Genomic DNA, 15580 nt, shown 5'->3' with positions numbered 1-15580 from the left:
GAACTATCGGAAATCACCCTGTTCCGTTTATTACAACTCCCGAGGAAGACTGCTGGTAAGCATGATCAACGATGCTCGCGTGCTGCAACCCGAGTTCATTCCTCAGGAAATCGAGCATCGCAATCAGGAGACGAATGTCCTCTCGAACGCACTCAAACCGATTATGGACGGGCAACCGGGAGAGACCTCACTCCTCCTCGGGCCATCCGGGGCCGGGAAAACGTGTATCGCCCAGTTCACTGTCGAACGGCTTCGGGAGAACGTCCTCGACATCAACACCCAATACATCAACTGCTGGCAGGACTACACCCGATTTCGCGTGCTCTACCGGATTCTCGAAGGGATCGACCAGACGATGGATATCCATCGGCGCTCTACACCACGAGACGAACTTCTGACCCGACTCCAGGAGTACGACGGTCCGCACTACGTCGTCATTCTCGACGAAGTCGACCAACTCGAAGATAAAAGCGTCCTCTATGACCTCTATCGCACGCGTAAGATTACGATGGTGCTCATCGCGAACCGCGAGGAGGACCTATTCTCGATGTTCGACGAACGCTTGACGAGTCGTCTCCACGGGAGCGTCCGAGTCGAATTTGAGAGGTACCACCTCGATGAACTCGTCGCGATTCTGGCTGCGCGGGCACGCTGGGGATTATCGGAAAGCGCTATCGGAAATCAGCAACTCGCCCTCATCGCCGACGCTGCAGCTGGTGATGCGAGAATCGGAATCAGCATTCTTCGCAACGCCGCGCGACTCGCAGATCAGCAGTCTCGCGACACGATCTCGAACGAGATTCTACACGAGGCTGTCCCCGACGGACGCGAAGAAATCCGGCGATCGACTGCCGACAAATTGCGCGAGCATCAGCGCGTCCTCTACGAGATTTTACTCGAAGATGGCGAGATGAGTCCGGGCGATCTCTACGACGAATACTGCGAACAAGTCGACGAACCGAAGACGAAGCGAACGGTTCGTAACTACCTCCAGAAGATGGAGCAGTATCGACTCATCGTCGCCCAAGGCGAGAAGCGTGCGCGGACCTACAGACCTCGAAAGGAAGGGACCTGAAACACGGTATCGGAATTTCGGAAACACCCCTGTCTTCGTTATGACACAAAAGCCGCCTAGGTTCTCCTGTAATGTATCAGCAGACCAGCGACCAACCAATACTCCCGACGCTAAACGACGGGATGACACTGTTACAGGCGAATCGCAGAGCGACAGGTGCGTTGCAGTCGCTCGTTCTCGATTACCTCCTCTTGGAGGATGGGGAGGTAGTCTGGGTCGACGCTCGTGGAAACGGGACGACGCAGCAACTGTGCCGAATCGCTCCGAATATGCGCGTGCTCGACCGTGTTCACATCGCTCGGGGATTCACCCCGTGGCAGCACTACAGCCTGCTTACGGACCTTCCCGGTCAGGTCACCGAGGACACAGCGCTCGTCGTCCTTCCGGAGTTTGACTGGTTCTATCGAACTGACGACCTCCGGCGCGGCGAAGGCGAACGGATGTTCTCGGAGGCGGTCTCGCGAGTCGCGGAGTTGCTTGACGATGTCGACGTCCCGGTTCTCCTCACGCTCTCGGAGAGGGACGACTTCACCGAACCACTTCACGAGGCAATTTCGGAAACGGTTGAGTGTGAACTGACCAAGTACGGACCGCGGTTCTCGAGTGACTCGTTCGAGACGCTCGTCTACCCGCTCGAGAACGGAATGGTCCAGACGACGATTGCGTACTGGAATCAGATTCTCGCTGCCCGTCACCCGGCGGTGGTTCCGGCAACTTCGTCTCCGGAGGTGACCACCGTTGGGGCGAACTAACCCGACGTACCGCGACATGGTTCGGGCGACTGAGAATCGCTGGTCGGATTACCGCCGGGCGCTCAGACACGGTGACCAGCCGTACTTCGACCAACTGTTTGAACACGCTCGCGCCCACGCGGACGCCGGTGGATATCTCAACCACCAGTTCGTCGAAATTCCGATTCTCCTCTCCATCGCGCTTGAGCAGGAGAAACGGATTGCATCGCTCGAGAAACGCATGGCCGTCGACGAATTTGTCGAGTAAGCCATGCCGTTCAAATTCGACTATCTGGACGGTGATGTGCTCGAATGGTCGTTGACGCCCAACGGGGTAGAAGTCAATCGAAACTCATCGTACGAACCGACGATATACATCTCGGCACACGGCAATGGTGACCTCGAAGAGATATCGGGGGTTCTCCGTCGACATCCGAAGGTCACGCCCGTGCACTTGGTAGAGGAGCGAACCGGGTTTAGACACGATCCAGAGCCAGTGCTTCGCATCGATGTTGTCGACCTGGATGCAGTTACTGATGTTGCACACGAAGTCAGGGGGTGGGGAACCCCCGGAGAATACCGGTGTTACAACGTCGATTTGAGTCGAGAGTTCAGGTACTGCCTCGAGGAGGACGTGTCGCCGATACCGAACGGTGACCTTTCAGTTCTCGATGTTTCGATTCCAGAGCCGCAGTTGGCCAGTGGCCAGATTACGACGGTCGAATTAGACGACGAGGTGCTAAGTGGGACACGAGAGGATGTCCTTGAAGCAGTAAGTAGTCGGCTCAGTACCGACGACCCCGACGTCCTCCTGCTCAACACGAGCGAGGTGATTCCGAAGCTGTACGAGCAAGCCGAACGAGTCGGGAACGGAGAGTTCGAATTAGGTCGTCTCTCCGGATGGCAGCAACTCGCGGGAGAGTCGACGTACGCCAGTTACGGGAAAGTCGGTCATTCGCCAGCGCGGTACAACCTCCCCGGGCGGGTGATTATCGACCGCTCGAACACGTTCATGTGGAACCAGACGAACCTCGACGGCTGCCTCGACCTCGTCGAACGGTCGGGGAAACCGATTCAGGAGTTAGCCTGGTCGTCTATCGGAAATATCCTCACCGCGATTCAGATTCGGGAGGCGCGGAAACGAGGTGTGTTGGTTCCGTGGAACTCCTGGCGACACGAGCAATTCAAGACGATGCGCCAGTTGCACGAGGCCGACCGCGGCGGGTTCACGTTCGCCCCGAAAGTCGGGTTGCACAAGGACGTCCACGAACTCGACTTCTCGTCGTTGTACCCGAATATCATCGTCACTCGGAATGTGAGTCCAGAGAAGATTCGCTGCGAGTGCCACGAGGGTCGCGAAGATGTCCCCGGACTTGGGTACTGCATCTGTGACGAGCGTGGGTATCTTCCGGAGGTTCTCGAACCACTCATTGAGGACCGGGACGTGATTAAGTCCGAGCTTCGGGAGACAGACGACCCGGAGCGAGAGAATGTGTTAGAAGGACGCTCGAACGCCATCAAGTGGATTCTTGTCTCCTGCTTCGGCTACCAAGGATTCTCCAACGCGAAGTTCGGCCGTATCGAGTGCCACGAGGCGATTAACGCGTTCGCCCGCGAGATTCTGCTCGACTCGAAGCAAGTATTCGAGCAGAACGGCTGGGAGATCGTCCACGGTATCGTCGACAGTATCTGGGTTCGCCGGATCGAAGACGAGGAGCAAACGTCGCTCAACGAACTCGCCGAACAAATCAGTCAGGAGGTCGGGATTCGGTTAGAGTACGAGGCGGCGTACGACTGGATTGCATTCGTTCCGATGCGCGACAGCGACGCTGGTGCGTTGACGAAGTATTTCGGAAAGGTCGCCAACGAAGACGAGTACAAGTATCGGGGTATCGAGTGCCGACAGCGCAGTACGCCGGCCTTCATCGATGAAGCGCAGAAGGACTTGATTCGAGTCCTCGACGAGCATCGAGACCCGGAGCGGGTCTGTGACCGACTGAAACTATGGGTTGAGCGTCTGCGGAGCGGTGGCGTCGAATCGGAAGACCTCCTCATCGACAACCGGGTTTCGAAACACGTCGACGAGTATTCGCAGTACACGCGGAACGTCGCGGCACTCGAACGGGCGGAAGGACACGGCCTCAGTCGAGGTCCCGGCGAGAGTGTCTCCTACGTCGTCATCGACGACGAGAAACGGTCGAGAGACCGAGTGGCGTTGGCGCACGAAGATATCTCCGACTACGATGTCGATTTCTACGAGACGCTACTGCTCCGTGCGGCGGAGAGTGTTCTCTCGCCGCTTGGATGGCGTCGCTCTGCTATCGAGAACGCGCTGTCGGAGTCGCAGGACTCGAAGCTCTCGGCATTCGAGAGCTGGGGATAGATGGGTCGACTGATTACTGACGCCCGGGCACTTCGCTCGGGATACGTCCCGCAAGAACTCTACCATCGAGAGGGACAGATTGCAAAGCTCTCCTCAGCACTCCGACCGATTACGCATGGCGATATTGGTGAAGATGCGTTCGTATTCGGGCCAAGTGGAGTCGGAAAGACGACGACTGCGAAGTTTGTACTTCGCCAGCTCGAACACGAGGCGTTCGGCATTCGCTGGGGCTACGTCAATTGTATGAGCGACTCCTCGAAGTCCGCGGTGTTACACGCCCTTACTAAACACGCCGGTCGCGCTGCAGACCTCCGTATCGAGGGTACTCCGGCGTCGACGTTCGTCGACCGCCTGCGAGAGCTCGACGGGCAGTTTGTCGCCGTCCTCGACGAGGTCGACGTCCTCGAAGATCCGACGACGATACTCGCGCTCTACGACCTGCCGAACGTGACGATGATCCTCATCACCGTCCACGAAGACGATCTCTTCACGAATCTCGATTCTCGCGCCGAAAGTCGACTCCGAGGTGCCGAGAAGGTACATCTCGAGAAGTACAGTCACGACGAGATGGTCGACATCCTCCGCGGACGAATTGATGCAGGCTTCGAGCCGAATACCGTCTCTGACGACGCAGTCGATTATATCGCCGACATCGCTGCGGGGGACGCTCGGTTCGGTATTGCGCTGTTGCGTCGGTCGGCGCGATGGGCTATCGAGATACAGCGCAGTCAGATTACGACCGATGTCGTTGACGAGATTCGGGACGAGGCTCGCGATGAGTTGCATATGCGCCACGTCGACGCGCTCAGCACCCACCAGCGGATGCTCTACGAGATTATCAAGGGGGCAGGTGAGATCGGTGCTGGGGAGCTTCGCGAACAGTACGAGGAACGTGCAGGGAGTAATGCGAAGACCGCACGGATGCAGCGGAAGTACCTCAACGGACTCACTCGTTACAATCTTATACGATCACATGGGTCCGGCCGATGGACGCGGTACGAGCTTCGGCAGTACTGATAGTAGAGTGCTTGGAGACAAAGTAGATTCATCGGCTCTAACAGTTTCCCAGATGTAGGCTTCATACCGACTGACTGTAACGAGTGAGTATGAATCGACGGAAATACATCGTGACGGTTTATGGAGGAGCAATGGCTGCTCTCACTGGGTGCTCGGGTATTGAATCACAGCTTATCGTCTTATGTCAATAGTGATATCGTACGAACTACTTATCCCTTCAGACGCATCACTCGTTCGCGGAGAGTGAATCGACACCCAGCAAGTGGCCCAACAAGAAGAGCTAAGCAAGCAATTCGTTCAACACATACTCTTGGATTTGATCTCCGTCAGTAACTTGCACTGGAACATCAGTGCTCAAAGCATAGTCCTCAAGCACTTGAAGACACCTTCCACACGGAATCTCCAGGTCCTCTGCCGCGACTACCACCTCTGTGATAGGCGAATGCGTCTCTTCATACCCCTTCCAGACCGCGAACTCAAGAGCGTGAATATCCTGCGAGGCCCCATTCTTGAGCGGACTCGCAGTCGAAACCACCCCCTCCTCAGTGCGTATCGCAGCACCAGTTAGCGCGTTCCCATTGGCCTCTAGAGCCCCTTCCCGCAGCGACTCCCAACGAGTCTCCTCATCTTGCTCTACTTCCTCCTCTTGGGATGGAATCCCGAGCTGCTCAGGTGAGAGCAAGCGAACCTTCTTCGGCGAACGGTGAGGGTTCTGGATACCGAGCTTCGTTTGAGTGTGTTCAGTCATATTCCTCGAATGAATCCACGGAAATGTTGGAATCGCTTGTTTGGTATAAGTGAGAGAACGCCTCTCCACCGAACTCGTACCCGAACTCTTCGGTGAATGTCTCGATAAGCGTGTATGCGGACGGACTGTCAGTTTCAAACGCGTAATCACGGAACAGGTATGCAGCCAAGGACTCTGCGGGGATTTGGTTCCCGCCACACAAATGATGACGTGCAAGCTCCCAATGCCGACTCTCGATCCCCCACTTTGAGTTATGCCCACCTTCCTCAATTTCGGCAATCTTCATCAAGGGGGCGGTCGGACGGAGCGACGAAGGTGCATATGTACCTGAGACGTTTTTATTATTCCAAAGGGCATTCAATGATGGATTCTTCGCCTGAGTAAACGGTACGAAGTATGGCTTGTCAGAGTCGTCTTCCCGTACACGGAGATAGTCGTCGAAGAACTCATTATAGGGGAACGAAAGTCCTGTTTCACGCCCTTCGTAGGTGGATTGTTGTTGGAGGCAGAGATATCCTGGGAACATCCGGTGAATCGATTCCCCGATCAGCCGGTGGAGACTCTTTCTGACGGTTTCCGGTTTCAATACGTATTGGCTCATTCGTATGTTGATAATGCTTGATCCTGTTGAAAGTTAGAGGTGTCTAAGTCAGTCCCGAACCCATTGTAGCCGAGACTATTCGCCACCTGAATCGTCGTTCCCGATCCTGCAAACGGATCAAATATCGTACCGCGCTCCAATTTCGGTTCATCACAATCACACGTCGACCACCCGACCGTAGTCCACTTCGGGAATGTGAACTCACGGAAGTACCCACCGAGAATCTCTTTCGCTTCCTTCGCCCGACGCTGCACATCCTCATCATTCTCCCCTGCACCGACCTGAAACTCCTCGGCTTTCCCCGCGTCCGAAATCCCGACGGCCTGTATCGCCCGAATATGGTCCTCGGTTAGCTCATCATGTTCATCGTATATTTCCAATGCCCGCCGGGCCTGCTGTCGGTCCGTATTCAGGTTCGTCAGTCCCCGTTTCATCTGCCGGCGTCGAGGCTCACCGCACTTGGTGCAGATTGACGGCGGACAGGCAAGTGTCGCTGCTCTGCGGACGAGATCACATGGATAGGGAGCAAGATGGCCTCCAGTGTTCCGGTCATGACTAATTCGCCACACGTCACCGGGGTTAGACCCATTCCCGTACAGCCCCGAATAGCCGTGGAGGTCGTAGAAGTAGCTGTCCTTGTCGAGAACCAAGTGGTAGATGACTTCGTGCCGGGGGACAAGACGATCCTGTGCTGAAGACGGGATACCGTTGTCCTTTGCCCACCGAATCTCGTTCCGCACTGTCCATCCCGCATCGATAGCCGCCGCCTCAAACCGCCCAGGGATTGCTTGCAGACTTTTATTTCGGTACGTATCTCCGATATTGAGGAATAAGGACCCGGTCGGTCGGAGGAACACTTTCCAGTGCTCAAGTGCATCAATTAGGTTCTCGATATACTCTTCCCGAGTTTCTTCCTGACCCAACTGGTCATCGTCCTGGTAGTCTCGTTTCTTCCAGTAAGGCGGCGATGTGACGATGAGGTCGACTGAGTCCTCTTTAAGACCAATCGCATTTGTCCCGTCATTATCCGAATCGGTCTCTGGATGAACCTTAGTCGCGTCCGCCCTCGCGATCTTCCACCAGGGCTCAGTGTCGTCTGGGAACTCTCCCTGTCCTTTCTTTAACTCTTTCAGGTCCGGTTTCGGGTGAGCAAAGTATTCTTCGAGGTCTCCGACCAAGTTGACCGCTGCTTTCGGGTGATCCAAGAGATAGGTATGCAGATCGCGAATATCGCTCGAATCCTCGATTTCGTCGATGAAGTCCGCAAACGATGTCGCATTGCTCTCATGGTTGAGTTGTTCAGCGATGATGCTGACTACCCCTCGAACCTCCTCATCCACCTCGAACTCGTCGTCACTCATGGCCCCAGGACCTCCGAGAGCAGTTATCCGAATACATCTTTGATACAGGTGTTTCACGTAGGCTTACTAGTGAACTTCGCAACGGGACTCCAATCATTGCGATTCAGTCACCGACTCGTAGTGACGCTTCACTTCTAACGCTAGTTCTTGTCGCGGGTCCTCATCATCGGGACCGAACACTCGACCATGCAATAACTCGATCCCCGCATTCGCGTACTCTTCCGCGATTTCGTAGACCATCCGTTGATCGCGGAGGACTTGCACATCGCGCTCCTCAGCAACCGCGACTGCTTCAATGACCGCTTGTTGTTGGTCGGAAAGTCTTCCGCGTCCAAAGAACGCTCCTTTCTTGTTCTTGATCGTTTCAGGCACGGTGTTCTTGTAACCATATCCGAGAACAAACATGAACAGGTCATAGTTTTCAGAACCGTAGAACGGAGAATCCGTCGAGTTCTGCAATGCCTCGAACATATCTCGGCGCTCACTGTCGATATGCATGTCACGTCGAGCTTCGCGCTCTTCATACATCTCGTCCGAATTCTGTTCTTTGCTCATCGGTCAACTACCTCCGTGACGCCGTTCTGGTAATCCAGATGATACTCGTTCGCAACGTCATTAGAAATATACACACGGACGTCTTCGCTGTATTCTACGTCGGTCATCAAGAACGTAACCTGCGACCCTTCTAGGTAGTTCGGCACGTTTTGTGCGATTCGTTGCTTTGGCTCGCTAGAGATACGGCCTAGAGGTGTGTCAATCACGACCGGTGCAGAAAACCCGCTAATCTCTGAAAGTGCGGCCATAAATGAAAGTGCGAGAACCTGCCGTTCACCAGCAGACAAGGAGTTGACTCCTTTGCGGCCATCAGGGTCGTAAAGCTTAATCTCGTAATCTTCAGTGAGAACAATTTCGTAATCTTCGTCCTTCCAAATTAAGTCGTTGTAGAACTGCTCGAGACAGCTCTCCGTGTCCTCTCGAACTTCTTCGAGAATCTCGACCTTGATTTCGTTGAGTTTGTTGGATGCTCGTTCTAAGAACTCACTCCGCTCGATTAAGAGGTCTTGTTCGTCTTGTTCCCGCATCGCTTGCTTCCATTCATCTCGTCTCTCATCGAGTACCTGGTCTTGTTGGTCAATCTTCCCGCCGAGTTCACCGACCTCTTTCTGCATCTTGTCGATTCGCCCCTGCACATCTCGTCGTCGGGCTTCGAGCTCCTGTGCGCGTTCGTTGTTGATGGTGTCCTCGCCTTCGAGTTGGCCAGATATGTTCTTCAGTTCCGTTTTGTTCTCATCGATGGATGTCCGGGTCTCTTCGAGGTCTTTGAGATCATCCAAGAGATTATCGATAAGTCCTGTCCCACTCTTAAGCGCGCGTTCTATGCGGAGTCGGCCTTCGATTGCATCCTGACTCTCACTGGTGCGTTCTTCGAGTAACTCTTCGATATGTTCTCGTGCTGAGTCGCACTCGTCGAGGTCGGCTCCGCAAACACATTCATCGCGAGAAAGGATTCCTCTTAATAGTTCCTCGGTGAGCCCAGGCAGGCCGTTCTGTGATGATTCGTATTCTTCAAGCTGGGTGATAGCATAGCTGAGCGCATCTGCGTTATACCCTACGCCCCCAGCTTTGGCAAGCGACGTTCCAACGGCTTCCTTGTCCTCTACAACCTCATCTTCCTGCTCATCAAGCCGGGTTTCAAGATATGCACGCCGCTGCTGCATCTCTCGGACATCGTCATCTGCGCTTCCGGCTAGTTTATTGTTGATTTTCTCTCTCTGTTCTTCGGCAGTCTCAATCTCCTTTTCCAACTTCTTCCGTTCTTCTTTGAGACCCTCTAGTTCGTCAGCGGCAGTTTCTTTCTGTTGTTGGAGATCTGGAATGTCACCGCCTAGTTCAGATGAATCGCTCTCAAAATCCCGTTGAACCTTTCCGAGGTGTTTGACCGCTTCGTTGAGCAGTTCAATATGAGATACGTCAAGTACTGCCGCTCTGACGTGGTCCGTGTATCCAGTTTTGAAAAAGTTGTCTAACTGCTCCCCGTCAAAGAGGAAATACTCGTGTACGTGAGTTGGGAGAATTTCCCGAAGAATATTCTGTGGACTCGGATTCGGCTTCCAGTCATTGCCACCGAATCGTTGTCGGAGTCGGAGTTCGCCTATTGAGCTGTTGTACTGTCGTTCTTCGCGGCCGTCGATAATAACGTCATCATGCCGGGCGGTGGTGAATGTTCGGCGGAAGGCGTATTTCGGTTCGTCTTTTCCGAGTTTGATTTCGATGTGCCCTTGCGCGCTCTCACCCGGGTCCAGTTCGCGTAGCCGCTTCTTGGTCACGAGCGGGTCCGATTCGAGGCCGTCCTCGCCGTTGGAGTCGGTATGTGTTTCTTCTCCGTAGAAGCATAGCGTGATAGCGTTCAGGATATTAGACTTTCCCGACCCATTTTGCCCCTCGATGATATTGAGATGCTGGTCGAAGTTGGCTTCGAGATCGATTACCTGTTTTCCACTGTATTGTCGGTATTCGTTTATTTCTATTTCGAATATCTGGACGTTATTCATCGTTGTAATCTCGGAGTGATTCGTTACCAACGAAGCCGTCAACAAAACCTCTGTAGCGGTCAGCGTACTCTGCTCGGGGTTCCTTGAGAATATCGCGCTCGTGTCTCAGGATATCTCTCAAAAAGGCGCGGAGGTCCTCATCCTCGATCTCATCGACACGATCAAGGATGAGTGAATGTACCTCGGAGTCACTCATATGATACTGCAACCAAAAGCTTAGGTGTATATCAATTTAACCGTCTCAAATTCCGTAAGCAATACGTACGTCCTCAATTTTGTTTCTTGCCTCATATTCATTCTCAGCAGTTGTCGCAAATTCCTCGAACCGCCGCAGCTCCTTTTCTAAGATGTACTTCTCAGAGGCGGCGATATCGTCATCCGGATCAAGAGTCGGGACAACCATCAGGTCGTAAATCACCGCACGGTCCTTCCCCTCGTGCTGTCGAAGTACCCGACCTCGCCGTTGAATGAACTGCATCGGGTTCCCTGTGTTCGCCATCAACACCGCAGTTCGCGTCGCAGGTACGTTCACACCTTCATCGAGACACTTCATCGCCACGAGTGCCTCATACTCTCCTTCGCTGAACCACTCAAGCAGTTCTTCGCGAAGGTCGTCTCCTTCTTCGTAGGTGAAACGGTGATGCATCACTCCGAACTCGTTCAATATGCCACCAACGGTGTCGATTTGTTCATGATTCGTGTACACAAGAAGGTGTTTCACTTCCTCGAGACCACGGAGAATGTCTCTTAAGGTGTCGTACTTGTTGACCACGCCTTTCACGATTTCGGCACGCTGTGAACTCAAGATATTCGTCAGTTCCTCGTCGGAGTCTTCAGAGTATTTCGACGCAATAACTGACTGCGTCATTTCTCGGTACTCCTCAAGTTCATCTTCGTCCATCTCGACGATGACCGGGTTGTATTGATACGGGGTCAGATACTCGGGGATTGCGTCCTCTAGTGGGAATTCGAACGTGGTGCCACCGAAGTAGTCGATTAGATAGTTGGTGCCCACCTCATCATAGTACCGTTCTGGAGTAGCTGATAAGCCAATCCGCGCATTGTATGTATCGAGCAAGCCTTCCCGTCGTTTTCCGGAACCGAGGCCATGAACTTCATCTCCAATCAAGATTGCCTCACAAGAGAAATTTTGTACTTTCTCTCGGAAGTGATCTCCCGAGAACGTTTGGTGAGTCGTAATAAGGCACTCGTAGTCCTTGATACCGAGCTCAAGGTTTGAAAGAGCCCGCGATAGGTCGCTTTTCCAGTCCGGGTTCGCGGAGTGATACACGAATTTCGGCTGGCTGAGGCCGAACTTCTCCATTTCACTTGCCCACTGCCGAGCAAGATGCTTTTGTGGGACAGCAATCACGCACAGGAGCGGATCATCGACGGTGTCAACATATCCGTCGAGTGCTGCAAGCGCGGTGAAGGTCTTCCCAGTTCCGGTCGCCATTTGGAACAGTCCAGAATAGCTGTTGTCGAACCAAGCATCGACCGCTTCCTGTTGATAGTCACGGAGCGTAATCCCGGGCCCCTCCTCTGCTACTTTCTGTAGGGGCTCGTACGGCCGGTTACTATTATCTCGCAGTTGGGCGATGTCCTTCTCAGCACCTTCCGGTATAGTGTGCGTTTCGACATTTGCATCTCGGTTCTTCCAGAGGCGTTCAAACCGTTCTTCTTGCTTGCTCACTCCTTCGTCTTCCCGGTCGCTAATCCAGTCACAGTCGATGGTGTAGGCTTCGTAGTTTCGAAGTGCTTGCTCGCTATCGTTCTGTGACCCGTGGAACGAGACACGGTTTCCTTCCCAGTCGTAAAACACGCCGAACTTATCATGGAAGTCACCGGTGAGCTTGTTCGACGGGACTGCGAGCTTGATTTCGAGCAGTCCGTCTGCGATCATCCACGCGATAGCGTTCCGTGTTTCGTATTCGAGATCGTAACGTAAGTCGGTGATACTCCTATCGAGTGATTCGCGGAGCACTTCGTCGGTTTTGGCTTGGTCACCTTTCCTGATAGCCTTCCAGTCCTCTTCTTCCAGAATCGGACTCATAATCCATTGTGCAGTCCCACCGTTATTCGCAAGCTCAGCGACTCCGCGCGCAGCAGATCGTACCCAATTCGTGGTGAAATATCCTACACCACGTCGATATGTCTTCGCACGCGATAGAAGTGGAATGTAGAAATCCTCCATCAAATCATCTGAGGAGGTGTCGATGACTCGAGGAAGATTGAGATCGGTAAAGTTGCCCTCAAATTCCATTCTTAGATTTGCATTGCGGTAGAGGGTGAAAAGCGTATATCCCACAAACAACTTTGTTGAGCACGTTGGAAATTATTTTATATATACCTTGCCCGGGTAAAACCGACATCTAGGAAGAGACTCTATAAGTAGAGATTACTGCCGGACATTCCAGGGCGACAAAGTTGCTCGCGGGCCATGTATATGAGACTCCCTTCCTGTGTCTAAGTTCACTTCTCCCTACAAAATGAGGCTGGAGTGATATTTATTCAGAGATGAGAAGGAGTCGATGTGAGGACTAGAAACCAGCATAGAGCGGAATTGAACATTAAATGAGTCGTCTCGTCCATGAAGAATCACTCAGTCAAAGTGATGGGCCGTCACAGCAGAGTAGTTGCTACAATTACTCGTACAAGTCTCTGACGGACTCTGTATATTCTTCAAAGTTCTCGCCACGCCTCTCAGCGTATGTTCTGAATACACCATCTGTAGAAAAGCGAACTTCGACCCCATGGTCGGAGAGTCGCTCAAGCATACTACCAAAGAATTCGGCTGGCGGATACTTACTTGACGGCGGGCGGTTCACCCACTGGGTGTAAGTCTTAATAGTCTTATTAACCGCATCACTGGCGAGGAGTACACGCTCTGCCCTGGGCAATTGGGCAAGTTGACCCGTCGTTTTCACGTGGACTCGACCTTCCCTTGAAATATTCATATCAATGAATTCTCCGCGATATTCGAACTTTCCGCTAATTGAGTGAAAGTGCTGGCCGGACAGCAGCCCTAGCAGTACAGGTGTTGAGGAGAATATATCGGTGGTGTCTGAGACTTGTGCTTTCCTACCAAATGGGCTTCGTTCACCCTCGAATTCAGCACCGGTCAAGGAGAGTGGATTAAGGTCTGAGAGGCTATCGCCCGAGCAGTATTGCCAAAACAACCAAAGCATGAAATCAGGGTCAAATGAGAGCTGACTCAGTCTTCCACCAGCGGGTTCCTCAGCCTGAATTACATCAAAAATTCGCTGATAGGTACTCTTGGAGCTTCGGATCATCAGTGTCTCGGATGAGGTTGTTAAAAGATCTCCAGTATCTTCAGAGATCGGTTGGCCAGTGATCCGCTGATCAGTCTCAGAATCATAGACCTCAACCTCTTCACCAAGTTGTTCCTCGCGAAATCGAACACCAGTCAATTGCTGTTGAACCCTCATCGCTCTCTGTTCATGGAATTGGTCACCAGAAGTAAACGAGAGCTTCTCGAACCCATCTTGTGGCCTGTTTGGGCGTTCATCCTCTGTGAATGGTCGAGATGAGACTAGGTCTTCCAGCATTTCACCAGTCTGTCCACCGTGAGTCTTACAAGCCTGGTAGATCAGATGGCCGTGAAACTCAGATGGTGCTTGACTCATTCTTCTACCTCTATAGAGAGCAATTTCACTCCTTTCTTCAGTGCCTTATTATTTGAGAGTTCTCCCCTTCGCTGATACTCAACATTAGACACATCAACAAGGTGGAGAATTGGGTTGGGACCGCTACCAATGTCACGGCTTTTCTCAACGTTCAACACAGGGGTGATTATCTCATCAGTCACCTGATCACGTGTGTAAAACCCGTTGTCATCGGGATATGGGTTCAGGGAACTTCCCAAAGGCCCATCAACTTTGAATTGAACGTCGGGGTTAGTTGAGACAAGCTGAATGTCGATACCGTCGACGCTCCCCATTGACCGCAAGACAACGGCGATGACTTCCTCACCAACTGTACTAAGTCGCAAAATTCCCTCCTCAGACTTCTTTATCAGATACGACTTATCGCGAAGCGGGAACCAACTCACCGAGAATTTAAATGGTTTGTTTTGGTGATAATACAAACCAGGAATCGCGAAGAAAGAGGTGAATAGACCGATCACCCCAACTATTGAAACGGCAATGCCAGGGTATCGAATGCCGTACACACTCCCTTGAGTGAGATTACTCAGTATATGATAGAGGATCACTGCGATGACCCAGCTTCCGCTTTGAATTTGGCTCGCTCGAGTTACCTGATTGGATTCATGATACGCTTCACGAAACCTCTGGTATACTGGATGTTTTTTAGTTCCTCGCCGGTTGTCGAACCAGTTGAGTATCCACCCCGTCAGCGTCATTGGGCACGGGCAGCTTCCAAGAGCTGTAGTACATATTCATGAGTTTCGTCACTATCAGTAGCGACTTCGATTTTACCATCCTCGTAAATGACATTGACCGGGGCTCCCCATGGAGTCTCCAGAATGAAGTCTGCCTCTATGATAGGGTACTCATACTCGACATCTTCCATCGAGATGTTCTTCTCTTCGCGAAGCTCTGCTAATGGAGTTCGCTCACCTCGAAATCGAATTGCCACTGAGCTGATCCACTTTGCTTCTTCCAATAAATGCCAAATCGCATTGGAGTGGTCGGCGATACCACTATGAACTTCGATGACGCGCCCAAGCTCACTATCCAGTTTCTCATCAAGTGCATCAACAATTTCATCCATCTGGGCAGACCCAGCGCTCATCCGAACGACGAACATTCCCGATCCCGGTCTAAGTTGGAAACTTCCCTCAGCGGAGGATGTTCCTAAAATCCCCTCTTTCGTATATTCGAACGTTCCACGGCTAATGATCTGCTCTGGGTATGGATACTCACCGGATGGCTCGTAGAGGATTTCGACCACGTCATCCGTCCGATCTGTAATCTCAACTTGCGGCTGCGAATCTTGGCTCGGCTGATGCTCTCCTGCGTCATAGACATCTACCGTACGAACGCTATCTCTTGTCCGAGCCATCAGTATGTGCTAGTCCATTGAATCTGCATCCACCTTGCAGTTTCGAATACTGCGATCCAGGAGGTG

General features: G+C 52.7%; 15 protein-coding genes. 5 read left to right on the top strand and 10 right to left on the bottom strand.

Annotated features, from left to right (window positions below):
• The first annotated feature begins 61 nt into the window (after positions 1–61).
• The 5 genes from FCF25_RS08950 to FCF25_RS08930 all read left to right on the top strand — a co-directional run bounded on the left by FCF25_RS08950 (position 62) and on the right by FCF25_RS08930 (position 5206).
• Positions 62–1075: a Cdc6/Cdc18 family protein gene (locus tag FCF25_RS08950; protein ID WP_137048281.1), complete on the top strand. Its 1014-nt coding sequence runs from the start codon at positions 62–64 to the stop codon at positions 1073–1075.
• Positions 1076–1344: 269 nt separating this feature from the next.
• Complete coding sequence (locus FCF25_RS08945; protein ID WP_217353065.1) at positions 1345–1827, top strand: hypothetical protein; 483 nt, start codon at positions 1345–1347, stop codon at positions 1825–1827.
• A complete protein-coding gene (locus tag FCF25_RS08940) occupies positions 1814–2074 on the top strand; it encodes a hypothetical protein (protein ID WP_137048277.1) in 261 nt (86 codons plus the stop codon). Before FCF25_RS08945 ends, FCF25_RS08940 begins: the two co-directional genes overlap by 14 nt.
• 3 nt (positions 2075–2077) lie before the next feature.
• Positions 2078–4189, top strand: coding sequence for a type B DNA-directed DNA polymerase (locus FCF25_RS08935; RefSeq protein ID WP_137048275.1), 2112 nt, complete (start codon positions 2078–2080; stop codon positions 4187–4189).
• The gene (locus tag FCF25_RS08930; protein ID WP_217353064.1) at positions 4190–5206 is read left to right on the top strand and encodes a Cdc6/Cdc18 family protein; all 1017 of its coding nucleotides are present in this window, start codon (positions 4190–4192) and stop codon (positions 5204–5206) included.
• Between the two features lie 280 nt (positions 5207–5486).
• Here the strand turns inward: FCF25_RS08930 and FCF25_RS08925 are convergent, their stop codons facing one another.
• The 10 genes from FCF25_RS08925 to FCF25_RS08880 form a co-directional block, all read right to left on the bottom strand.
• Positions 5487–5954 (bottom strand): hypothetical protein, encoded by a 468-nt coding sequence (locus FCF25_RS08925; protein WP_137048274.1) that lies wholly within the window; start codon positions 5952–5954, stop codon positions 5487–5489.
• Positions 5947–6555: a hypothetical protein gene (locus FCF25_RS08920; protein ID WP_137048272.1), complete on the bottom strand. Its 609-nt coding sequence runs from the start codon at positions 6553–6555 to the stop codon at positions 5947–5949. Before FCF25_RS08920 ends, FCF25_RS08925 begins: the two co-directional genes overlap by 8 nt.
• Positions 6552–7916: a site-specific DNA-methyltransferase gene (locus FCF25_RS08915; protein ID WP_137048271.1), complete on the bottom strand. Its 1365-nt coding sequence runs from the start codon at positions 7914–7916 to the stop codon at positions 6552–6554. Before FCF25_RS08915 ends, FCF25_RS08920 begins: the two co-directional genes overlap by 4 nt.
• A gap of 93 nt (positions 7917–8009) precedes the next feature.
• Complete coding sequence (locus FCF25_RS08910) at positions 8010–8471, bottom strand: hypothetical protein (protein WP_137048270.1); 462 nt, start codon at positions 8469–8471, stop codon at positions 8010–8012.
• Positions 8468–10468, bottom strand: a complete 2001-nt coding sequence (locus FCF25_RS08905) for an AAA family ATPase (RefSeq protein WP_137048268.1) — start codon at positions 10466–10468, stop codon at positions 8468–8470. The genes FCF25_RS08910 and FCF25_RS08905 overlap by 4 nt, the downstream gene beginning before the upstream one ends.
• Positions 10461–10664: a hypothetical protein gene (locus tag FCF25_RS08900; RefSeq protein ID WP_137048266.1), complete on the bottom strand. Its 204-nt coding sequence runs from the start codon at positions 10662–10664 to the stop codon at positions 10461–10463. Before FCF25_RS08900 ends, FCF25_RS08905 begins: the two co-directional genes overlap by 8 nt.
• A gap of 45 nt (positions 10665–10709) precedes the next feature.
• Positions 10710–12776 carry a DEAD/DEAH box helicase family protein gene (locus tag FCF25_RS08895; protein ID WP_254425852.1) on the bottom strand — a complete coding sequence of 689 codons (2067 nt, stop codon included), beginning with the start codon at positions 12774–12776 and terminating at the stop codon, positions 10710–10712.
• A 337-nt stretch (positions 12777–13113) separates the two neighbouring features.
• On the bottom strand, positions 13114–14115 hold the full coding sequence (locus FCF25_RS08890; RefSeq protein WP_137048265.1) for a hypothetical protein: 1002 nt from the start codon (positions 14113–14115) through the stop codon (positions 13114–13116).
• Entirely contained in the window at positions 14112–14852 is a 741-nt protein-coding gene (locus FCF25_RS08885; RefSeq protein WP_137048263.1) for a hypothetical protein, read from the bottom strand. The genes FCF25_RS08890 and FCF25_RS08885 overlap by 4 nt, the downstream gene beginning before the upstream one ends.
• Positions 14849–15403 (bottom strand): hypothetical protein, encoded by a 555-nt coding sequence (locus FCF25_RS08880; protein WP_137048261.1) that lies wholly within the window; start codon positions 15401–15403, stop codon positions 14849–14851. The genes FCF25_RS08885 and FCF25_RS08880 overlap by 4 nt, the downstream gene beginning before the upstream one ends.
• Positions 15404–15580: the final 177 nt, after the last annotated feature.

Source organism: Haloprofundus sp. MHR1 (assembly GCF_005155585.1).
Taxonomy (GTDB): Archaea; Halobacteriota; Halobacteria; order Halobacteriales; family Haloferacaceae; genus Haloprofundus; species Haloprofundus halophilus.
This window is presented reverse-complemented; position numbering and strand designations above follow the sequence as displayed.